The organism is Actinoplanes sp. NPDC048967 (genome assembly GCF_040649415.1).
GTDB lineage: Bacteria > Actinomycetota > Actinomycetes > Mycobacteriales > Micromonosporaceae > Actinoplanes.
The window spans coordinates 101,594-124,131 of the sequence record NZ_JBEZFL010000013.1 but is presented as its reverse complement, the minus strand read 5'-3'; the positions used below and the strand labels follow the sequence as shown (position 1 = coordinate 124,131).

The window sequence follows — 22,538 nt, the reverse complement described above, 5'->3', positions numbered from 1 at the left end:
GGAGGACAAGAAATGCCAAGAAGGACCCGAATCGTGGTGGCCGGTGCTGTCGCCACCGCTCTCGGCCTGGCCGCGGCCGGCATGGGTGTGGCGGACGCCGCCGCGGCCCCGCCGCCGCTGGCCTTCACCATGGCCACGGCGAACGTGCTGGCCGAGCGGTACGTGTACGACGGCGAGCAGGGCTACCTCGACTTCGATCTGGGCGTGAACGTCATCGCCGGCAAGGACCCGCTGGAGATCCGGGCGAAGCGCTCGTCCTACGCCAAGCCGATCACCGCTGAGCAGATCGTGGTCCGGAACGGCAAGAAGAAGGCCGTGAAGCTGCCGGCCGGGATGGTCACCGGGTGGGGCGGCCTCAAGGACTTCACCACGATCACCCTGAAGAACGCGGCGGGCAAGCAGGTCGCCGGCTACCAGACAGATTTCTGCCCGAACGCCTACGAATCCGCCCGGACCCGGCGGGACGCGCCCGCGCAGAACCCCTATCCACGGGGCTGCTCCGAGGGCCCGTTCAACCTGGGCGCGGTCTGGGGCATCCAGGCCGGCTGGAACGCGCCCGTCGCGAGCCTGCCGCGCACCGGCGAGTTCGACCTGCCGGACGGCGTGTACACCGCGACGGTCAGCGTCAACAAGAAGTACCGGGACTACTTCAAGATCGCGGCGAAGAGCGCGACGCTGAAGCTCACCGTCACGGTCAAGACGATCGACCGGGGCGAGGACGCGGCGGCCGCGGCCAAGGCCAGGGTCAAGGCGGCCCAGGCGGGCGACGACCCCGCCGAGGCGGCCGCTCTCGCCGAGCACGGCGAGCACGCCGGCCAGGGCGACGAGGATCTGCAGATCTCCGCGTACAAGCCGGGGTTCCGGCCGCCGGCCAAGCGCCCGCGGGCGGTCAAGGCCTCGGCCATCGCCAAGGGCCCGCGTCCCGACCTGCGTTCGCTGCCCGCCTCGGGTATCTCGCTGTCCCAGGAGGAGGACAAGAAGTGGTACGTGAACTTCGGTGCCACCGTCTGGAACGCGGGCACGTCGCCGTTGCTGGTCGACGGCTTCCGGCAGACCGGCACCGAGCGGATGGACGCGTACCAGTACTTCTTCGACGCCAAGGGTAAGGAGGTCGGCTCGGTCGCGGCCGGCACGATGGAGTGGGACCCCCGCGAGGGGCACCGGCACTGGCACTTCACCGACTTCGCGCGGTACAGCCTGCTCAAGGCGGACAAGAAGGTCGCCGTGCGCAGTGGCAAGGAGGCGTTCTGCCTGGCCAACACGGACGCGGTCGACTACACGATCCCGAGCGCCAAGTGGCGGCCGGACAACACCGACCTGTCCAGCTCGTGCGGTCAGAACACGGCCGTGGCGGTGCGTGAGGTGCTCGACATCGGCAACGGTGACACGTACACCCAGGACCGGCCCGGCCAGTCCTTCGACCTCACCGGCCTGCCCAACGGCACGTACTACATCGAGGTCAAGGCCAACCCCTCGAACAAGCTGGCCGAGCTGAGCACGAAGAACAACACCGCCCTGCGCAAGATCGTGCTGGGCGGCACGCCGACCGCGCGCACTCTCAAGGTGCCCTCGGTCAACGGGCTCGACTGATCGTCGGACGCCGATCCAAGGCGCCGGCTCCCTCGGGGGCCGGCGCCTTCTTCTGTGTCTCCACCTGCGTGCTTCGAGGTGAGTCTCTCAAGCCCTTACGTCCGCTTCACGCCATTGAAGTTTACCTGTGCGTGATACCCGCCTCCGGGGAGGAAAAGCATGACAAGAAGGACCCGCATTCTGGTGGCCGGCGCCGTCGCCACCGCTGTCGGCATCGCCGCCGGCGGGATGGGCGTGGCCAACGCGGCCGCCGATCTGCCGCCGCTGGCGCTGACGCAGGCGACGACCAACGTGGTCGCCGAGCGTTACGTCTGGGAGGACGAGACCTACCTGTTCTTCGATCTGGGCGTCAACGTGATCGCGGGCAAGGACCCGTTCGAGATCCGGGCCAGCCGCAAGTCGTACGCGGACCCGATCGTGGCCAAGCAGGTCGTCCTCAAGAACGGCAAGAAGACCGAGGTGACTCTGCCGGCCGGGATGGTCACCGGCTGGAACGGCCTCAAGGACTTCACCACGGTCAGCATCAAGAACGCCGCGGGCACCGAGGTGGCCAACTACAAGACCGACTTCTGCCCGAACGACTACTCCTCGACGCGGACCCGGCGGGACGCCCCGGCCGACAACCCGTACCCGCAGGGCTGTTCCTACAACCCGTTCACCCTCGGCTCGGTCTGGGGCATCCAGGCCGGCTGGAACGCGGTCACCGACAGCCTGCCGTCGACCGGCGACTTCGACCTGCCGGACGGTGACTACACGGCGACCGTCACGCTGAACAAGACGTACCAGGACTACTTCAAGATCGCGGCGGGCGGCTCCTCGCTCACCGCGAACGTCAAGGTGGAGACCGTCGACGAGGGCAAGGGTGCCGCCGCGGCCGTCAAGGCCAAGGCCAAGGCCGCCCGGGCCGGCGCGGACACCGCGCAGGCCGCGGCCCTCGCCGAGCACGACGAGCACGCTGCCCAGGGCGACCCGAACTCGCAGATCTCGGCCTACAAGCCGGAGTTCCGCCCGCCGGCGAAGAAGCCGAAGGCGGTCAAGGCGGCGGCCATTCCGAAGGGCCCGCGTCCCGACCTGCGCTCGCTGCCGGCCTGGGGCATCGCGCTGGAGCAGGGCGACGGCAAGGCGTACGTGAGCTTCGGCGCCACCGTCTGGAACGGCGGCACCTCGCCGCTGCTGGTCGACGGCTTCCGGCAGACCGGCACCGACCTGATGGACGCGTACCAGTACTTCTTCGACGCCAAGGGCAAGGAGGTCGGCTCGGTCGCCGCCGGCACCATGGAGTGGGACCCGCGCGACGGCCACCGGCACTGGCACTTCACCGACTTCGCCCAGTACAACCTGCTGACCTCGGACCAGAAGCAGGCTGTGCGCAGCGGCAAGGAGGCGTTCTGCCTGGTGAACACGGACGCGGTCGACTACACGATCCCGAACGCCAAGTGGCGCCCGAGCAACACCGACCTGTCCAGCTCCTGCGGTCAGAACACCGCCGTGGCGGTGCGTGAGGTGCTCGACATCGGCAACGGTGACACCTACACCCAGTCGCTGCCGGGCCAGTCGTTCGAGGTCACCGACCTGCCCAACGGCACGTACTACATCGAGGTCAAGGCCAACCCCTCGAACAAGCTCAGCGAGCTGAGCACCACCAACAACAGCGCCCTGCGCAAGATCATCCTGGGCGGCACGCCGGCCGAGCGCACCCTCGAGGTGCCGCCGGTCAACGGCATCGAGGGCTGACCCGGCCCGAACGGCCCGCGGGCACCGGTTCCCATCGGAGCCGGTGCCCGCGGCTCGTCAGGAGGGGGAGCCGGCCAGGTCGAGCGCGTACTCCGGCCACCACTCGCCGGCCGCCGGCGCGCCGTTGCCGCAGGCGCCGTCGGACTCACCCGGACGCTTGACCCACAGGTACGCGTCGGCCAGCGGCACGCCGGTCCGGGTGGTCGGCGCCTCGCCGAGTGCCCGTCCGGGCGGATTGCACCAGTGCCGGTCGCCGCCGCCCTTCTGGGCCGGCCCGTTGCCGTTGCGGCTGGTGTCCACGACGAAATGCGCGCCGCTGAGCAGCGCGGACAGCCGGGTACCGTAGGCCAGGTTGTCCGCCGTGGTCTCGAAGTTGGCCACGTTGAGCGAGAAGCCGGACGCCCGCGCGATGCCGGCCCGGCGCAGCGCAGCGGTCAGCCGGGCCGGCTGCGTGATCCACGTCGGGTTGCCCGCGTCCAGGTAGACCAGCACACCCGGCACTGCCCGCAACGCTTCCACGGCGTCGGCGAGCAGGTCGTAGCGCTCGGCCGTGGCGTCCTCGTCCAGGCAGCCCTGCACCGCCTGCGGGACGGCGTCGGGTTCGAGCACGACCAGCGCCTGATGACCGCGCAGGGAATCGGCCAGGGTGCGTACCCAGGCCTGGTAGTCCGCGGCGTCGGCCGCGCCGCCGGCCGACTGCCCGGAGCAGTCCCGCTCCGGGATGTTGTAGAGAGTGAGCACCGGCAGCCGCCCGGCCGCGGTCGCGGCCGTGACCAGCCGCCGGGCCCGCTCGGCGTAACCGGGCGACCCGTCGGCGAACCAGGTGGCGGTGGGCTGGTCGGCGATCCGCCGGATGGCGGCGATCTCCGTGGTACGCCCGGTGCCCTGCCACGCCGCGAGCTGGTTCACCGCCGCACCGTTGGGATCGACGTACAGCTGGTGGTCGCTGAGCGGCCCGGCGGACCCGGCGGCGTCACCGGATCGGACGGCCGCCGGACCGAGCACCACGGGGGAGTCCGCACCGCGCCGCGCGAGCACCACGATGGCGGCTATGACGAGCACGAGGGCCAGTCCGGCCACGGGCAGCGCCCAGCGGCCCCGCGTCGGGGTGGCATGTTTCGGCATCCCTCAGCGCACCCGCACCCAGCGACCGGTCGACGGCACGCCCTTGTCGTCCACCAGGAACAACATGTACCAGCCCGACGGCACGAGCCCCCTGGCCTTCGGGATGGACAGGGCCACACCGTTGGCCGACGGGGTCACGTCGAGCGCGACCGAACGCTGGTCGACGTCGGTGACGTGGGTGACCGCGCTGGGCCGCAGCAGCCGGGCCGCGCGCACGCGACCGGCGTCCGGGGTGGCGAAGTCGACGGTCGTGCCGCGCTGCACCGAGGACGGTCCGGCGCCGACGACCGGCCGGCGGCCCTTGAACAGGTACGGCGGTGAGTACACCTCGATGCGCTGCTCGAAGCTACCCGGGTTCTTGCCGGCCGGGTCGTAGAGCGGGTCGCTGCCCATGGTGATGACCCGGCCGTCGGGCAGCAGCAGCGCCTCGGAGTGGTAGTTGCGGCCGATGGTCGACTCCGCGGCGGTCTCGAACCGGTTGGCCGCCGGCCGGTAGATCTGCACGTTGAACAGGTCGCTGCGGGTCTTGCCGCGGTACTCGCCGCCGCGGTAGCCGGAGGAGCCGCCGGTGGTCAGCACAGTGTCGTCGGGCAGCAGCACAGTGCTCAGATAGCGCGCCGGCTGCGGCAGATCCGGACCGGGCCGGTACGCGGGCGCCGCCTCGTCCAGGTCCGCGATGGCCGTCCGCCGCGTGGACACGGCCGACTCGCCCACCTCACCACCACCGAAGATCATCACTCGCTGGTCCTGCGCCGGCGGCAGCAGCACCGACGAACTCGTCTCGGTCATCCGCGGGTCCCGCAGCCCGGGCACCACCTGGAACTTGTTCTTCGTCAGGTCCCACAGCCCGGGCGTACGGCCGACGGTGTCCGAGCCGTAGCCGGAGTTGGAGCCGGAGAAGAACAGCCGGCCGTCGCCCATCAGGTGCAGCGCGGGATAGGTGGGGAAGACCCGCTTGAGCCGCGGGGCGTCGACCCAGCGCTGCTGGTCCCGGACGTACCGCTCGTTGTCGCCGGGCAGCATCCGGCCGAACTCGTCCAGTCCGGACACCGCGAGCACGTCACCGTTGGGCAGCTCGGCCAGCGTCGGGTACCAGCGGCTCTTGACCATGTCGCCGGTGCGCACGTACCGCTCGGTCCGCGGGTCGAACTCGTAGGAGGTCTTGTCGCCGCCGTACTCCTGCTTCTCCCGGGTGATCTTGTCGGAGACGCCGTAGATGTTGCGCCGGTCCAGGCCCTCGAGCCCGGCCACCGCGTACTGGGCCGGGTGGTCCACCACCGCGGCGTCGCCCTCGGCCGCGGCGTCGACCCACACCTCGACCTCACCGGCGTGGGTCATCACCTTGTCGCCGTGCTTCATCGCGGTCGCGGCCGGCACGGTCACGTCCGTACGGGTCAGGTAGACCTTGCCGTCCGCGCCGGTCAGCCGGGTGCCCTTGGGGAAGGTCCGGGGACCGCCGGCCGGCGACTCGTTCTTGATCTTCATGACGCCGGCGGCGTGCGTGATGTTCTTCGCCAGCACCTCGTACGACTTCGTCCCGCCGGCGATCAGCAGATTGCCGTTGGGCAGGAACGTGTGCCCGGCGCAGAACACGTCGGTCGGCGTGGGCACCTCACTGAACGCGTCCCGCGCGGGGTCGTAGAGCACCGAGCGGAACGTGCCGGCCTCGAAGTTGTCCCGGTTGTTGCCGCTGCCCGCGACGATCAGCACCTTGCCGGTGCTGAGCAGCGCCGCGTGGATGGCGTTGACCCGGAAGCCGGGCGGCACCGGCAGTTGTGCCCAGTGGCCGTACTTCTCCTTGTAGGACTGGCGGTTGATGGTGAAGTCGTGCAACGCGTTCGAGCCGAACGCCACCACGGGCCGGTTGACGAAGACGACCAGGCCCAGGACGACGAGGCCGATCAGTCCGCTCAGCAGGCGGCGCAGCAGCGACGGGCGGGGACGGGGCTTCATACGTAGGTCTCCACGGGTTCGGTGGCGGACTTCTTCTCTGGGGTTCCACCGGGCGCGGTCGGGGCGGCCCGGCGGCGCTGGTACTCCTGGCCGGCCCAGATGGCCGGCGGCATCAGGCAGATCACGAGATTGAGGCCGGGCCACAGCCACATCGCGCCGTCGACGTGCCCGCCGATCGGCGCGCAGATGAGCAGCACCAGGTAGAACGCGGCCCAGCGCAGGCCCGGCCCGAACGTCAGCAACCGGTCCGGGCTGGCCGAGTCGCCCTTGGGCGTCACCACGAAACCGGTCTGCCGGCGCAACAGCGAGCTCAGGTACGACGAGACGTAGACCGGCGTGGACAATGTGGACATCAGCATGCCCTTGAGCCCGGAGGAGCCGGCCTCCTCGTGCGGGCTGGTGTTGTGCCGGCGGTTCCACACGTACAGGCCCAGCTGGAACAGGGCGGCGTCCACATAGAGCATCAGCCACACCTCCTGCGGCACCTGGACGCCCTTGGCCCCCAGCACCAGATAGCAGACGGCGTTGAGGGCCCCGAGCAGCCAGGCCAGCGCGGTCAGCGGGTAGTACGACATCAGCAGCCCGTAGTGCAGCGCCCGCCGGAAGCCGAGCCGCCACATCACCTTGACGAACGACGTGACGACGACCTCGTCCGTGCCCCGCGACCACCGGTGCTGCTGGGTGAAGTAGTCGGTCCACGACGACGGTCCCTCGCCGACCGCGAGCACGTCCGGGGTGTAGACCGAGCGCCAGCGCTTGCCGGAGTGCGGGTTGCGGCTGCTGTGCAGCACCAGGCTGGTGGCCATGTCCTCGGTGATGGAGTCCTGCAGGCCGCCGATGCTGCGCAGCGCCGAGATGCGCACCGCGTTGTTCGTGCCGACCAGCATCGAGACGCCGAGCCGGTTGCCGGCCCGCTGCAGCAGCGAATGGAACAGGTACTGCTGGGACTCGGCCCAGCGGGTCACCACGTTGTCGTAGTTGCCGTAGATCTGCGGGCCGACCACGAACGCCACGTCGGGATCGCGGAAGTAGCCGAGCAGCCGCTCGCAGAAGTTGGGCATCGGCACGTGGTCCGGGTCGACCGAGACGAAGACGTCGTAGTCGTCGCCGTGGTCGCTGACCCACGAGTTGTAGTTGCCGTGCTTGGTCTTCGCCTTGAACGCCCCGGCCGGGGTGTTGAACTCGGCGCGGCCACGACGGCTGAAGTGGTGCACACCGGTCCGCGCGCACATGGCCTTGACCTCGTCGTCGTCGCCCTCGTCGAGCAGCCACACGTCGTAGCGGCCGGGGTGGCGGATCGCCCGCGCCGCGCGCAGAGTCCGCTCGACCATCTCGACCGGTTCCTTGCCCGGCACGATGGTGGTGAGGAAGGCGACCCGCAGCGCCCGGTCCGGCACCATCGGCACCGGATCGCGGGCCCAGAGCGTGGCCAGGCACAGCGTGAAGACGTTGACCAGCCGGAAGAGTTCGATCAGGCCGGTCGCCACGATCATCACGACGGTGGCGGCGTAGAGCCACGGCTGCATCCCCGCGTCCGGGATCTCCATCGAGGACAACAGCCACGCGAAGAACGTGGTCTCGAAGGTGAAGGCGAACAGCGTGATCAGCACGGTGGTCAGCGGCCGGCGCCGGGCCAGCGGGCGCATCCTGACCCGGGCCGGGCCGGGGGCGGGCACCTCCGCGGGGCCGGCGAGCACGCTGTAGCTGCTGTACTCGTACCGGCCGGGGAGCAGCACGGTCGGGTTGTTCAAGGCCCGCGCGAGGGCGGGATCCACGGCCGCTCGCGGTGCGGGAACGGGGTGCGGTGGCGGAACGGGGTCGCTCATCGGCGTCCTCTCACAATCGGACCCGGGCATGGCGGTGTCGGCGAGAACGCCGGAGGCGCTCGCCGGAGCCGAGCAGGCAGCGTCAGGCGGACAGCGGCACGGCTGACCGCACCCGCACCTGGGTGTCGGCCGCACTCCCGCTACCGGCCCGCGGCCGGTTGAGCTGGCGGGGACGGGCCGCGGCCTGTTCCGTGCGCGGACCCAGCAGCAGGTGGGCCGGTGTCGAGGCCGGGCGCAGCTTGCCGACGAAAGCCTTACGGGCGGCGGCGAAACCGGACCGGTCGCCGAACATGTCGCTGCTCATCTCCGCGAGCTCGCGCGCCTCGTAGACGTCCAGCGGCACGCGTTCGGCGGCGAGCCGCTTGGCCTTCGCGGACTGCCGGCGGCGGGCGTCACGGGCCTCGGCGTGCCGGCCGGCGAGCGCGGTGAGCCACTCGGTGTACGCCTCGGGGTGGCGCGGGCCGACCTCGTCGACCAGGCCCAGCGACGCCGCCTGCTCGGCGCTGACCGGCAGCTTGGCGTCGATGAGGCGCTGCGCGGTGTCCGCCCCGACGCGCCGGGGGAGCGTGTACGTGTGCAGCTCGGAGCCGTACAGGCCGATGTCGTAGTAGGGGTTGAGCACGATGCCGCGGCGGGCCGCCACGATGTCCGCGCCCAGGCCCAGCATCACGCCACCGGCGCCGGCGCTGCCCGCGTACGCGGAGATCACGACCTGCCGGGTGCACGAGATGATCTCGCGGCACACCGCGTTGATGGCCTTGATGTTCGCCCAGGCCGCGGCGGCCGGATCGGCGGCGGCGTCGATCGCCGTGAGGTGGATGCCGTTGCTGAAGGCGTCGGTGCCGCTGCGCAGCACCAGCACCCGGGTGTCCTGGGCCGCGGCGTGCCGCAGCGCGGCCAGCAGCCGCCGGCAGTGCCCGGTCGACATCGCGCCGTTGTAGAAGTCGAAGGCCAGCCAGCCGACCGGCCCGGTCCGCCGGTAGCGCACCTGCCGGTACGACGGTCCCTCCGGTTCCGTGCCCGGGGGCAGCGGCGAGTCGGGTACGTCGTGCAGCCGCTTACCGAGCAGCGTGGTGGCGGGCAGCTTCACCTGTCCCGGGCGGCTCGCGTCACGCAGCTGACCCAGCCACAGGCTGCCGTCGCCGGTGGCCACCAGCACAGCACCCTGGCGGCGGCTCAGCACGGTGCCGGGACGGGCGCCGCGGGCCAGCCCGGGATGCGCGTCGTACGCGAACACCTCCAGCCCGCCCACCGTGGTCCGTACGCCCGGAGCGCCGTCGGCCGCGCGGATCCGCCGGAGGATCTGCTCGCTGGACAGTGACCACTCGAACGCCCGGTCGGCCTGCTTCATCACCGGGCGGGCCCGGGTGCCCGGCACCTCGATGGTCATCTCCGCGGCCGGCACCGGGCGGAACCCCGGATCGGCCGCCTTGGCCAGGACCTCGAAGACGCACTCCATCGCCGCATCGGCCACCGGTCCCTGGTAGAGCGAGGACTTGCGCGGGGCGCCGACGGGCATCGGGAACGTCCGGGTGGCCCAGATCGGCCCGGCGTCCATCTCCTGCACGGCCTGCAGCGCGGTGACCCCCCAGGTGGTCACGCCCTCGGTGATCGCCCAGTCCAGCGACGACGGACCCCGGTCGCCGACCGGCCCGGGGTGGATGATCACCGTGCGGTACTTGCGCCAGACCTGGGCGGGGACCCGGTCCTTGAGGTACGGGCACAGGATCAGCTCGGGCTCGGCCGCGGCGACGCCGTCGATGATGTCCTGCGCACCCGTGGCGAGCAGCACCCCGACGTCGTGGCCCGCCTCCCGCAGCGCGCACCAGGCCCGCTGGCTCAGACCGTTGAACGCCGACACGAGCAGCAGAACCCGCACATTGCCTCCCCAGACAATTCCCCCAACGACCCGCGGGCAGTCTTGGCCACCTCTTTGCCGTTATGTCGGACATGCTGTCCGATAGCGGTCCACGGTCCCGATAGTGTCGGGCGGCGGACTAAGCTTTGGGGCATACCCCCCGTCCAACTGGCGTCGGGGTTTTTCGATGTGCCTCACGGGAGTCTTTTTCCATGCGACCTGATGGATCTTCGCGGAAGTTCCTCCCATGCAGCTGAGTGGCCTGATCCCGGCCGCCCTGCGGGACCGCGGGCTGGCCCGGGCCCGTGACCTGGCCCGCAAGGGCGGCGCCGACTCCGACGCGCTGGACCTGACCGCGCCCGCCGCGCTGCGACCCTTCGTCGTGGCCGCCGTCGCGGGCCCGGCCGAGCACGGTGGCGCCGGCCGCCCGGTGCTGGCCGTGACCGCGACCAGCCGCGAGGCCGACGACCTGGCCGACGCGCTGGGCTGCCTGATCTCGCCCGACCGGGTCGCCGTCTTCCCGTCCTGGGAGACCCTGCCGCACGAGCGCCTCTCGCCCCGTTCCGACACCGTCGGGCGCCGGCTGGCCGTGCTGCGCCGCCTGGCCCATCCGGACGCCACCGGCGTCGAGCCGGTCCAGGTCGTCGTCGCGCCCGTCCGCAGCCTGCTCCAGCCCCAGCTCAAGGGCCTGGGCGACCTCGAGCCGGTGGAGCTGGCCACCGGCGGCACCGCCGAGCTGGAGACCGTCGCGCGGCGGCTCACCGACATGGCGTACGCGCGGGTCGACCTGGTCACCAAGCGCGGCGAGTTCGCCGTGCGGGGCGGCATCCTCGACGTCTTCCCGCCCACCGACGAGCACCCGTCCCGGGTCGAGTTCTGGGGCGACGAGGTGGAGGAGATCCGCACCTTCGCCGTCGCCGACCAGCGCACGATCTCCGAGGTCCCGCGACTCTGGGCCCCGCCCTGCCGCGAGCTGTTGCTCACCCCGCAGGTCCGTGCCCGCGCCGCCGAGCTGGCCGAGCAGCACCCCGAGATCGGCGAGATCCTGGAGAAGCTGGCCGACGGCATCCCGGTCGAGGGCATGGAGTCGCTGGCCCCCGCGCTCATGGACGGCACCGACTCCATGGAGCTGCTGATCGACTGCATGCCGCGGGGCACGCACGTGCTGCTCTGCGACCCCGAGCGGATCCGCACCCGGGCGCACGACCTGACCCGTACCTCCGACGAGTTCCTGGAGGCCAGCTGGGCCGCGGCCGCCGTCGGCGGCCAGGCCCCGATCGACGTCGGCGCCGCCGCGTTCAAGACCCTCGCCGACGTACGCGCCCACGCCGCGGTCCTGCACCAGCCGTGGTGGACCGTCTCGCCGTTCGGCCTGGACCCGACCCAGGAGCCCGCCGCCTCGGACACCCCGTGGCTGGAGACGCCCGCCGTCGAGGTCGCGCCCGACCTCGGCGACGCCATCAGCCTGCACGCCCAGCCCGTGCCGCTCTACCACGGCGACACCGCCAAGCTCGCCGCGGACCTGCGGCAGTGGGCCGGCGAGCAGTGGGCCATCGCGCTGGTCTTCGAGGGCCACGGCACCGCCCAGCGCGCCACCGAACTGCTGCGCGACGCCGGCCTCGGAGTCACCCCGGTCGACGCCATCGGAACCGCGATCGAGCCGGGCCAGCTCCTGGTCACCTGCGGCGGGCTCAACCACGGCTTCGTCGACGAGAGCTCCCGGCTCGCGATCATCACCGGCAACGACATCACCGGCGGCCGCGGCGCGTCCACCAAGGACATGCGCAAGATGCCCAGCCGGCGGCGCAACACCATCGACCCGCTCGAGCTCAAGCCGGGCGACCACGTCGTGCACGAGCAGCACGGAATCGGCAAGTACGTCGAGCTGGTGCAGCGCACGGTCAACGGCGCCGAGCGCGAGTACATGGTCATCGAGTACGCGGCCAGCAAGCGCGGCCAGCCCGGCGACCGGCTCTTCGTCCCCACCGACCAGCTCGACCAGCTCTCCCGCTACGTCGGCGGCGAGTCGCCGGCGCTGCACAAGATGGGCGGCTCGGAGTGGCAGAAGAGCAAGGCGCGGGCCCGCAAGGCCGTCCGCGAGATCGCGGCCCAGCTGATCCAGCTGTACGCCGCCCGGCAGGCGTCCAAGGGCCACGCGTTCGGCCCGGACACCCCGTGGCAGCGTGAGCTGGAGGACGCGTTCCCCTACACGGAGACCCCCGACCAGATGGCGGCGATCGTCGAGGTCAAGCACGACATGGAGCTGGCCGTCCCGATGGACCGGCTGATCTGCGGCGACGTCGGCTACGGCAAGACCGAGATCGCGGTCCGGGCGGCGTTCAAGGCGGTCCAGGACGGCAAGCAGGTGGCCATCCTGGTGCCCACCACGCTGCTCGCCCAGCAGCACTACAACACCTTCGCCGAGCGGATGAGCCAGTTCCCGGTGACGATCAAGCAGCTCTCCCGCTTCCAGACGCCCAAGGAAGCCACCCAGACGCTGGAGGAGGCGGCCAACGGCACCGCCGACATCGTCATCGGCACCCACCGGCTGCTGGCCGCGGCGACCCGCTTCAAGAACCTCGGCATGGTCATCGTCGACGAGGAGCAGCGCTTCGGCGTCGAGCACAAGGAACAGCTCAAGACCCTGCGCGCCTCGGTCGACGTGCTCACCATGTCGGCCACGCCCATCCCGCGCACCCTGGAGATGGCGATCACCGGCATCCGCGAGATGTCCACCATCGCCACCCCGCCCGAGGAACGGCACCCGGTGCTGACCTTCGTCGGCGCGCACGACGACAAGCAGGTGGCCGCGGCGATCCACCGCGAGCTGCTGCGCGACGGCCAGGTCTTCTACCTGCACAACCGGGTCGAGTCGATCGACAAGGCGGCCCGCCGGCTGCGCGAGCTGGTGCCCGAGGCGCGGGTCGCCGTCGCGCACGGCCAGATGAGCGAAGAAGCCCTGGAGAAGGTGATGGTCGGCTTCTGGGAGAAGGACTTCGACGTGCTGGTCTGCACGACCATCGTCGAGTCCGGCATCGACATCCCGAACGCCAACACCCTCATCGTCGAGCGGGCCGACCTGCTCGGCCTGTCCCAGCTGCACCAGATCCGCGGCCGGGTCGGCCGCGGCCGTGAGCGCGCGTACGCGTACTTCCTCTACCCGCGGGAGAAGCCGCTCACCGAGACCGCCCACGAGCGGCTCGCCACCATCGCGCAGCACACCGAGCTCGGCGCGGGCATGTACGTGGCCATGAAGGACCTCGAGATCCGCGGCGCCGGCAACCTGCTCGGCGGCGAGCAGTCCGGCCACATCGAGGGCGTCGGCTTCGACCTGTACGTGCGGATGGTCGGCGAGGCGGTCAGCGCCTTCAAGGGCGAACGGCCCGAGGAGGAGCCCGAGGTCAAGGTGGACCTGCCGATCGACGCGCACCTGCCGACCGACTACATCGCGGTGGAGCGGCTGCGCCTGGAGATGTACCGCAAGCTCGCCGAGGCCCGCGACAACGCCCGCCTGGACGAGGTCGTGGCCGAGATGACCGACCGCTACGGCGAGCCGCCCGAGCAGGTCAAGAACCTGATCGCGGTGGCCCGGTTCCGGCTCCTCGCCCGGGCGTACGGCCTCACCGACGTCTCGGTGCAGGGCAAGCACCTGCGCTTCTCGCCGCTGCCGCTGCCCGACTCCAAGCAGATGCGGCTCAAGCGCTACCACCCGGACGCCGTCTACAAGACCACCAACGACCAGGTCAGCGTGCCCCGGCCGACGACCCGGCGGGTGGGTGGCGAACCGCTGCGCGACCAGGCCCTGCTGCAGTGGTGCGCCCAGCTGCTCAAGGACGTGCTCGGCGAGGTTCCGGCCCCGGTGCCGGCATGATCCGATATCAGGGGGTGGGCGGTGTACGTCACATCAGCCGTGAGAGAGTGCTAACCATGCAGCGTGCCCGCCGACTCGCATCCACCGCCGTCGTCGCCGCCCTCGCGGTGAGCGGCCTGTCCGCCTGCCGCGCGGAGCCCGACGTGGCCGCGTACCTGGGTGACGGCCGGACGATCACCGAGGCCAGGGTCGAAGGTGTCTACGACGAGGCCCGCGACGAGCTGACCAAGGCCCGCGAGCAGGTCCAGCAGCAGCAGGGCAAGGCCGGCGCCTCGGCCCAGCCCGTCCCGCCGGTGCAGGTCCCGTTCAAGCAGAAGGACGTGCTGAACGCCCTGCTCACCATCCAGCTGCTGGAGCAGGCGGCGAGCGCGCACGGCGTGCAGGCCGCCGCCGAGCCCACGATCGAGCAGGTCGCACAGGGCTCGAACTACTCCGCCAACTGGGAGTACACAAAGCTCTACACGCGTACGTTCCAGCTGCGGGCGGCGCTGCTGCCCAAGGTGGCCCCGGCCCCGCTGACCGACGCCGACCTGCGCCCGGTCTACGACAAGCTGCTGTCCGGCAGCCAGGCCGGCGCGACGCCGTTCGAGCAGTTCAAGACCCAGCTCTCGGCGGAGAACAAGCAGGCCCTCCAGCAGAGCATCGGCCTGCGCAACGAGCTCGCCAAGATCGTGGCCGAGGACGACGTCAAGCTGAACCCCCGCTACGGCAACCAGCAGCTCGTCCTGCTGTCGGCGCAGGCCGGCAACGCCGACGTGGCCCTGGTCGAGCTGTCGCTCGCCGGCGCCGGCGCCTCCGAGGCCCCGTTCGTCACCGACGTCTCCTGATGGACCCAGCCGGACGCATCGTCCTGCTGGTCACGTCCCCGCGGCTGCCGGCCGGTCTGCTCACGGCCGAGGCCTGGGACCTGCTCCGCGCCCACCCGGTCTTCACCCCGGGCGAGAGCGATCAGGTGGACGCGCTGCGCTCCTCCGGAGTGACGGTCACGGTGATCGAGCCCGACCCGGAGACCCTGATCGCGGCGCTGCCGACCCACCCGACGGTGATCTGGCTGGCCGGGGCGGCCGGTGACGAGGACTTCGCCCGGCGCCTCGGCCTGCGCCTGGCCCGCGAGCCCGCCCTGGCCGAGCTCGAGCTCTGCTACGGCTCCTGGGACCCGCCGGGCGCCCGGCTGCTGGACGCGGTGGCGGTGATGGACCGGCTCGCCTCGCCGGGCGGGGACCCGTGGAAACTGCAGCAGACCCACGAGAGCCTGGCGCCGTACCTGCTGGAGGAAAGCTACGAGGCGTACGACGCGATCGCGGCGTCCGACCTGGAAGCCCTGCGCGAGGAACTCGGCGACGTACTGCTCCAGGTGGTCCTGCACTCACGGCTGGCCGAGAACCTCCCGGAGGACGAACGCTGGAGCGTCGACGACGTGGCCGGCGGCCTGGTGGAAAAGATGATCCGCCGCAACCCGCACGTCTTCGCGGGCGAGCAGGTCGGCGGCGTCGAGGACATCATCGACAACTGGGAACGCATCAAGAAGGCGGAAAAGGCCCGCGACTCGGTGCTGGAAGGAATAGCGCTGAGCCAGCCGGCCCTGTCATTGGCGGCGAAAATCCTCCAGCGCGCTGAGCGGGCCGGGGTGGGCGTGCCGCTGCCGTCCGGTCCGGGCCTGGGTCCGACGTTGCTGCGGCTGGTCGCGGATGCGCGGTCGCAGGGGCTCGACGCGGAGGCCGCGTTGCGGCAGGCGGCCCTGGAGCTGGCCGCCGAGATCCGCAAAGCCGAGGGCTGACCTTCCGCCTGCCGCTCTGATCCTGCTGGCCGCTTCGGTCTCGCCGGCGGGAGAATGTCGCACCCGACGAGTAGATTTCGCTCCATGCCGGAGTTCGTGCCGCTCGCGGAGAGCATCGTCGACGCCATCCTGGAGACCGACCCCGCGCTGGCGTCGTATGCGGGTGACCACCGCTTCGACGATCGCCTGCCCGATCTGTCGCCCGGTGCGGTGGCCGACCGGGTGACCATGCTGCGGGACGCCGCCGACGCCCTGTCCGGCACGGATCCGGACGACTTCGACGACCAGGAAAAGGTCGACCACGCGATCCTGTCCGCCATCGTCGAGCGCGGCATGTTCGAGCTCAGCGACGTCCGCGAGCACGAGTGGAATCCGCTGGTCCACAACCCCGGCCCGATGCTGCACACCCTGCTGGCCCGCCCGTTCGCCCCCGCGGAGGAACGCCTCACCAGCCTCGGGGGCCGGCTGGCGGCCGTACCCGACGCCCTCGCCACCGCCCGCGCGGTCCTGCGCGATGTGCCTCGCCTGCACACCGAGATCGCGGTCGGCCAGTTCGCCGGCGCGGCCACCCTCATCCGCGACCAGGTGCCCGGCCTGCTCGCCGAGGCGCCGGGCCTGCGCTCCGCGATCGAGCCGGCCGCGGCCACCGCCCTGGCCGCCCTGGCCGAGTTCGACGGCTGGCTCAAGGCCCGGCTCGAGAGCGGTGAGCCGGGCCGCGACCCGCGTCTGGGCCGCCCGCTGTGGGAGGCCCGGCTGTGGCACACCCTCGACACCGAGCTCCCGGCCGCGGAGGTCCTGTCCCGCGCCGAACGCAACCTGGCCGAGGTGGGCGAGCAGCTCCGCGCGGCCGCAGCCGAGCTGGCCGGCGGCCCGCCCACCGACGAAACCGTCCGCCGCGCCCTGGACACCCTGGCCGCGCAGCACCCCGACGACAGCACCATCGTCGACCTGGCCAAGGTGACAATGGGCGAGGCAACGGAGTTCGTCCGCGAGCACGCCCTGATGACCCAGATCGACGACCCGTGCGTGATCGAGGAGATGCCCGAGTTCGCCCGCGGCGTGGCGGTGGCCTACTGCGACCCACCCGGCCCGCTGGAAACCGCGGACGTGCCGACGTTCTACTGCATCGCCCCGGCCCCATCGGACTGGCCCAAGGACCGCGTGGAGTCGTTCTACCGCGAATACAACGACCACATGCTGCGCAACCTGACGGTCCACGAGGCGATGCCGGGCCATTTCCTGCAGCTGGCGCACTCCCGCCGGTTCCGCGCCGACACCCGGGTCCGGGCCCTGGGCTTCTCGGGCCCGTTCGTGGAGGGCTGGGCGGTCTACGCGGAGGAGCTGATGGCCGGACTGGGCTTCGGTGGCCTGCCGGTACGCCTGCAGCAGCTCAAGATGCAGCTCCGCATGAGCCTCAACGCGATCCTGGACCAGCTGGTGCACTGCGAAGACCTGACCGAGCACGAAGCAATGGCAATGATGACCGGCCGAGGCTTCCAGGAGGAAGGCGAAGCCGCCGGCAAGTGGAAGCGGGCGCTACTGACCTCAACCCAGCTCTCGACATACTTCGTGGGCTACACAGAAATGTCGGCGATCGCAGCGGCCCGCCCGTTCGGCGCCACACCCAAAGCCTGGCACGACGCAATGCTGGCGCACGGATCACCGCCACCTCGGCACTTGCGCACTTTGCTGGGAGTTTGAGGCGCTTCCACATCTTGGCGCGGCCATCATCGGCCGTGGGCCGTGGGTGCGTTGGGTGCGTTGGGTGCGTTGGGTGGGCGTGGTGGTGTTTGGCTGAGCGGCGGGTTGGGCGGTGGCCTTGAGGGCGACTGCGGCATGCCGGGTGGTGCTGTCTCGGCCCTGGTTTCGGCCGGGCTGGGCCAGGACGACTACGTCGGGCGCCGTCGCGGTGCGCCGGGCCGTGCCGGCCTGTGCGATCGGGGAGTCCTTGCGCTACGCGACACCGGTCCCAGCCGCACCGGGCTGTGTCGCGCGCGGGCCGGGCTGCGCCGGGCTCGCGCTTGGCTGCACTGGGCGGTGTTGCGCTCGAGCTTGGCTGCGCCGCGCAGGGCCGGGCTGCGCCGCGCTTGGCCGCGCCGGGCTGTGTCGCGCGCGGGCCGGGCTGCGCCGGGCTCGCGCTTAGCCGCGCCGGGCTGCGCCGCGCTCGCGCTTAGCCGCGCCGGGCTGTGTCGCGCGCGGGCCGGGCTGCGCCGCGCTCGCGCTTGGCTGCGCCAGGCAAGGGCCTGGCCGCGCCGGTCTGCGCCGGGCAGCGCCGTGCTCGCGCTTGCCGCGCCTGGCTGTGTCGCCTTCGCGCCTGTCTGTGTCGCACGCGCACTCGCATTGAGTTGCGTCGCACTCGGGCCTGGCCGCACCTGGCCGCGCCGCGCTCGCGCCGCGCCGAGCGGGCTGCGGTTGCAATGGACCTTGGTAATTTTCGGCCGTGATAGGGGCCATCAGCTACCAAGATCTCCGACGGCGCCAGCCCATCAAGCTGCTCCCACTCTGGCCATGCCAACACAGCGCGCAACAGCCTCGTGCCAGGTCTGCGCTGGGCCGCGCTTCCCGCAATGGGCCGCGCCAAGCCGCGCCGGGCCGGGTCAAGCCGCGCCGGGCCGGGTCACAGGCGGTGTGACGAGCAGGCGTCGTTTGTGAGCGCCGCCGATGACCAGCCCGACGCCGCCACAATCAAGCGGCCGCCTCCCGCCCGAGGCCGATCCAGCCGAGCGTGAGCCGCCGGCTCAGCGGACCCCCGGACTACCGGCCCCGGCGGTCCACCAGCTTGGCCGACTTGGGCAGGTCGAACATCGCCTCCTCGACCTCCTCCGAGTAGTGGGTCATCGCCACTTCCACCCGGGTCGAGTTGAGGATGCCGTCGAAGCTGCCCAGCACCCCCTCATTCGTAATGCAGGTGGTGAAGTCGCGGGCCGCCGCGTCGTCGACGCCCCGGAGCTGGACGCAGGTTGCGTGCCGTCCTGCGATGGTCGTGTCGTGCTGGTCGACTTCCACGTCGTTGTCCAGTACCGCCGCGTTCAGCAGGGCCAGCACCGTCGCCGGGGGGACCAGGCCGCTCTCGCCCGCGCCCTCGAAGACCGTGGCCGGGGCCGGGCTGGCCGCGGTTGACGGCGCCATCAGGGTGCATGTCGTTGTTTTTTCCGTACGGCATTCCGTGGTCGCGTCCGCCGTCACCGTCACCTTGCCGCCGGGGTACACGTACGCCGTCCGGGCCGGTTTCCGGGTCTGCGCGACCGTTGCCTTCTCGCCGCCCGGCAGCTGGTAGTTCGCCTCGTACGTCAGGTCCGCCGCCGACGTCATCTGCGCCGCCAGGTCTGCCACCAGGTCGTTGCGGGTCAGGCCCTGGCTCGACTCGTCCAGGTCCGAGCAGCCCGCCGTCGCGACGCACAGCATGAGTACGGCCGTGGCGAGGCGTCGGCTGAGTACAGGCACGTGACCCACCTTTGCCGATGCGTGCAACCGCGCGCAAACCAGTTCTCAGGCCCGGGTGCGGCTCAGCAGCTGCTGGCGCATCACGTACCGGCGGATCACCCGGGCCTGCGCCTCCGTCACGTCGAAGATGGCCACCAGCTCCACCGACATCGGCCCCGGCGGCACCTGCTGGGCCAGCCGTTCGACCTTCGACGCCGTCGCGCCCACGTCGATGATCTCGCTGCCCAGTTCGATGCGCAGCTGCAGGTCTTCGCCGTCGCGGACGTTGGTGTCCTCGAAGTGGGCCCGCATGCTGTGTTCGCTGATGTCGCGGATCCAGCCGTTCGCGTCCGGGAATCCCGCCCGGTGCATGATCACCTGCTCGCCGCCACCGCCGCGGACGAAGTGGCGCTGCTGTTCGACCAGCGGTTCGCCTCGGGCCTCCACCTGCAGCCGGTTCTCGGCCACCGCCAGCACCGCGCAGGTCAGCGCGTACCGGCCGCGGGGGGCCGCCGACCAGCGCAGGGTGACGTCCGCGCCCACGACGGGGACGGCGACCAGCGGGGCCGACAGGGTCAGACCTTTGCCCTCCGCGTGCACGACACGGACACGGGCGGCCTGCTCGTCGGAGGCGGTCATCTCGACGTACGAGCCGGCATCGGGAAGGAGCACGGTAGTAGTCATGGCGATACCCGAGATCGGCATTTTCCGGCCCCGCCTGAGGCATGTGGCGCCGCGAGTTCACCGGCCGCCGCCACGGGCGACACCCCGGGTCGATACGCTCTAGCGCGTGGTGGGCCGCAGGGTCGCGGTCTGGAATCCATCCATACGAGCGCAAGGAGCGACACGACACATGGCCACCATTGAAGCGATCGTCGCCCGGGAGATTCTCGATTCCCGGGGCAACCCCACCGTCGAGGTCGAGGTGGGTCTGGACGACGGCACGGTCGGACGCGCCGCGGTGCCGTCCGGCGCCTCCACGGGCGCCTTCGAGGCGATCGAGCTGCGGGACGGTGACAAGGGCCGCTACCTCGGCAAGGGCGTCGAGAAGGCGGTCAGCAACGTCGAGGACAAGATCGCCGACGAGCTGCTCGGCTACGAGGCCAGCGAGCAGCGCCTGATCGACGAGAAGATGCTCGACATCGACGGCACCGCCGACAAGTCCGAGCTGGGCGCCAACGCCATTCTCGGCGTGTCGCTCGCCGTCGCCAAGGCGGCCGCGCTCTCCGCCGAGCTGCCGCTGTTCCGCTACGTCGGCGGCCCGAACGCGCACGTGCTGCCCGTGCCGATGATGAACATCCTCAACGGTGGCGCGCACGCCGACTCGAACGTCGACGTGCAGGAATTCATGATCGCCCCGATCGGCGCGCCGTCGTTCCGTGAGGCGCTGCGCACCGGGGCGGAGGTCTACCACGCGCTCAAGTCGGTGCTGAAGAAGAAGGGCCTGTCGACCGGGCTGGGCGACGAGGGCGGCTTCGCGCCGAGCCTGCCGACCAACGCGGCCGCGCTGGACCTGATCGCCGAGGCCGTGCAGGCCGCCGGCTTCACCCTGGGCACCGACATCGTGCTGGCCATGGACGTCGCGGCGACCGAGTTCCACAAGGACGGCGCGTACGTCTTCGAGGGCTCGCCGAAGTCGACCGACGAGATGATCAACTACTACGCCAAGCTCGCCGAGACGTACCCGATCGTCTCCATCGAGGACCCGCTGGACGAGGAGGACTGGGCCGGCTGGACCGCGCTCACCGCCCAGATCGGCGGCAAGGTGCAGATCGTCGGCGACGACCTGTTCGTGACCAACCCGACCCGCATCGGCCGGGGCATCGCCGAGGGCGCCGCCAACGCGGTCCTCGTCAAGGTCAACCAGATCGGCTCGCTGACCGAGACCCTGGACGCCGTGGACATGGCGCACCGGGCCGGCTTCAAGACGATGATGAGCCACCGCTCCGGCGAGACCGAGGACACCACGATCTCGGACCTGGCCGTGGCTGTGGGTAGCGGCCAGATCAAGACCGGCGCGCCGGCCCGTTCGGACCGCGTCGCCAAGTACAACCAGCTGCTGCGCATCGAGGAAGAGCTCGGCAGCGCCGCCCGGTACGCCGGTGCGGGCGCGTTCCCGCGTTACCGCACCGCGTAACGCTGCGTCGACAGATCATGGAGTTGTGGCTCCGCGTCGCCTGGGCATAGTGTCCAGTGGCAGGTGCCGCAACTCCATGGTCTTGGGCGAGCTCCGGGGGAGGGGCAGGGATGACGCAGCGCCGCACACCGAGTGGTCAGGGCCCGGCCCGTCGTCCCACCGGTCATGCGGGACGCCCGGGCAGCCGTACGGCCGCTCGTCCGGCCCGTAGCCGCGACACCGCCGCCACCCGGATCGAGCCCCGCCGGACGCCGGCCACCCGCACCACCAGCGGCATCCGGTCCGGCAGCCGGCCGGCCGCCGCGCGCCGCGCGGCCGCGACCGGGGCGACCAAGCGCACCGTCGCCACCCGCCCCAAGGCCTTCACCGGCCGGGCCACCGTGCTGATCGTCGTGCTGGTGGCGCTCGCGCTGGCCTACACCTATCCGGTCCGCGTGTACCTCGCGCAGGAGTCCCAGATCGCCCAGATGCAGGCGGACCAGGCCTTGCAGCAGGCCAAGATCAAGGGACTGACCGAGGAGGTGGAGAAGTGGAAGGACCCCGAGTACGTCCGCAGCCAGGCCCGCGACCGCCTCTTCTACGTGCGCCCCGGTGAAGTGCCGCTGCTGGTGCTGAACGACCCGGCCGGCGCCGCCCGCGACGCCGGTAAGAGCACCGCGGCGCAGACGCGGAACCGCTGGTACGACACCCTCTGGGGCAGCGTGGCCGCTGCCAACTCAGAAACCCGGAAGTAGATGACGACACCCTCCGAGACGGATCTGCAGGCAGTCACCCAGCAGCTCGGCCGCCGCCCCCGCGGCACCCGGGCGATCGCGCACCGGTGCCCCTGCGGCAACCCGGACGTGGTGGAGACCTCCCCGCGCCTCGATGACGGCACCCCGTTCCCGACGCTGTTCTACCTGACCTGCCCGCGGGCCACAGCGGCGTGCAGCCGGCTGGAGTCCGCCGGTGTCATGCGGGAGATGCAGGACCGGCTCGCAGCCGACCCGGCGCTCGCGGCGCAGTACGAGAAGGCGCACGAGGACTATCTGCAGCGTCGCGAGGCCGTCGAGCACGTCGAGGAGATCAGGAACGTCTCCGCCGGCGGCATGCCCTGCCGGGTCAAGTGTCTGCACGTGCACCTCGGGCACGCCCTGGCGGCGGGGCCGGGGGTGAACCCGTTCGGTGACGAGGTCCGCGCGGCGGTCGAGCCGTGGTGGACAGGCAGTCCGTGCGTGCCGCCGCCGGCTGAATAAACTCGGCCG

At 71.3% G+C, this 22,538-nt stretch carries 13 protein-coding genes and 2 pseudogenes; 9 read left to right on the top strand and 6 right to left on the bottom strand.

From position 1 onward, the window contains the following. Positions 1-12: 12 nt before the first annotated feature. Together AB0C12_RS39850 and AB0C12_RS39845 are read left to right on the top strand one after the other, a co-directional pair. Positions 13-1,590: a lysyl oxidase family protein gene (locus tag AB0C12_RS39850; protein ID WP_360555941.1), complete on the top strand. Its 1,578-nt coding sequence runs from the start codon at positions 13-15 to the stop codon at positions 1,588-1,590. A 159-nt stretch (positions 1,591-1,749) separates the two neighbouring features. After that, positions 1,750-3,324 (top strand): lysyl oxidase family protein, encoded by a 1,575-nt coding sequence (locus AB0C12_RS39845; RefSeq protein ID WP_360555940.1) that lies wholly within the window; start codon positions 1,750-1,752, stop codon positions 3,322-3,324. Positions 3,325-3,381: 57 nt separating this feature from the next. On the opposite strand, the gene AB0C12_RS39840 is transcribed toward AB0C12_RS39845, so the two are convergent. From AB0C12_RS39840 to AB0C12_RS39825, 4 genes are all read right to left on the bottom strand, one after another. Continuing rightward, positions 3,382-4,449, bottom strand: a complete 1,068-nt coding sequence (locus tag AB0C12_RS39840) for a glycoside hydrolase family 6 protein (RefSeq protein ID WP_360555938.1) — start codon at positions 4,447-4,449, stop codon at positions 3,382-3,384. Positions 4,450-4,452: 3 nt separating this feature from the next. Next, positions 4,453-6,402: a galactose oxidase-like domain-containing protein gene (locus tag AB0C12_RS39835; RefSeq protein WP_360555936.1), complete on the bottom strand. Its 1,950-nt coding sequence runs from the start codon at positions 6,400-6,402 to the stop codon at positions 4,453-4,455. Then, positions 6,399-8,228 carry a glycosyltransferase family 2 protein gene (locus AB0C12_RS39830; RefSeq protein ID WP_360555935.1) on the bottom strand — a complete coding sequence of 610 codons (1,830 nt, stop codon included), beginning with the start codon at positions 8,226-8,228 and terminating at the stop codon, positions 6,399-6,401. The genes AB0C12_RS39835 and AB0C12_RS39830 overlap by 4 nt, the downstream gene beginning before the upstream one ends. Positions 8,229-8,310: 82 nt before the next feature. Beyond that, positions 8,311-10,107, bottom strand: a complete 1,797-nt coding sequence (locus tag AB0C12_RS39825; protein ID WP_360555934.1) for an enoyl-CoA hydratase-related protein — start codon at positions 10,105-10,107, stop codon at positions 8,311-8,313. A 226-nt stretch (positions 10,108-10,333) separates the two neighbouring features. On the opposite strand from AB0C12_RS39825, the gene mfd reads away from it, so the two are divergent. The 4 genes from mfd to AB0C12_RS39805 all read left to right on the top strand — a co-directional run bounded on the left by mfd (position 10,334) and on the right by AB0C12_RS39805 (position 17,435). Further along, positions 10,334-13,957 carry a transcription-repair coupling factor gene (gene mfd, locus AB0C12_RS39820; protein ID WP_360555932.1) on the top strand — a complete coding sequence of 1,208 codons (3,624 nt, stop codon included), beginning with the start codon at positions 10,334-10,336 and terminating at the stop codon, positions 13,955-13,957. Positions 13,958-14,013: 56 nt separating this feature from the next. Beyond that, positions 14,014-14,784: a hypothetical protein gene (locus AB0C12_RS39815; RefSeq protein ID WP_360555930.1), complete on the top strand. Its 771-nt coding sequence runs from the start codon at positions 14,014-14,016 to the stop codon at positions 14,782-14,784. Then, positions 14,784-15,734: a MazG family protein gene (locus tag AB0C12_RS39810; RefSeq protein ID WP_360555928.1), complete on the top strand. Its 951-nt coding sequence runs from the start codon at positions 14,784-14,786 to the stop codon at positions 15,732-15,734. Before AB0C12_RS39815 ends, AB0C12_RS39810 begins: the two co-directional genes overlap by 1 nt. A gap of 84 nt (positions 15,735-15,818) precedes the next feature. Then, complete coding sequence (locus AB0C12_RS39805) at positions 15,819-17,435, top strand: DUF885 domain-containing protein (protein ID WP_360555927.1); 1,617 nt, start codon at positions 15,819-15,821, stop codon at positions 17,433-17,435. 1,053 nt (positions 17,436-18,488) lie between these two features. On the opposite strand, the gene AB0C12_RS39800 is transcribed toward AB0C12_RS39805, so the two are convergent. Both AB0C12_RS39800 and AB0C12_RS39795 read right to left on the bottom strand, forming a co-directional pair. After that, the gene (locus AB0C12_RS39800; protein ID WP_360555925.1) at positions 18,489-19,178 is read right to left on the bottom strand and encodes a hypothetical protein; all 690 of its coding nucleotides are present in this window, start codon (positions 19,176-19,178) and stop codon (positions 18,489-18,491) included. Between the two features lie 45 nt (positions 19,179-19,223). Beyond that, the gene (locus AB0C12_RS39795) at positions 19,224-19,841 is read right to left on the bottom strand and encodes a hypothetical protein (RefSeq protein ID WP_360555923.1); all 618 of its coding nucleotides are present in this window, start codon (positions 19,839-19,841) and stop codon (positions 19,224-19,226) included. 169 nt (positions 19,842-20,010) lie between these two features. Between AB0C12_RS39795 and eno the strand changes: the two genes are divergently transcribed. The 3 genes and pseudogenes from eno (at position 20,011) to AB0C12_RS39780 (ending at position 22,529) form a co-directional block, all read left to right on the top strand. Continuing rightward, positions 20,011-21,294 (top strand): phosphopyruvate hydratase, encoded by a 1,284-nt coding sequence (gene eno / locus AB0C12_RS39790; RefSeq protein ID WP_360555922.1) that lies wholly within the window; start codon positions 20,011-20,013, stop codon positions 21,292-21,294. A 110-nt stretch (positions 21,295-21,404) separates the two neighbouring features. Next, positions 21,405-22,016 (top strand): annotated as a pseudogene (locus tag AB0C12_RS39785) (septum formation initiator family protein); the annotation flags it as partial. After that, a pseudogene (locus AB0C12_RS39780) lies at positions 22,003-22,529 on the top strand (DUF501 domain-containing protein). The pseudogenes AB0C12_RS39785 and AB0C12_RS39780, both read left to right, overlap by 14 nt. The last annotated feature ends 9 nt before the right edge of the window (positions 22,530-22,538 follow it).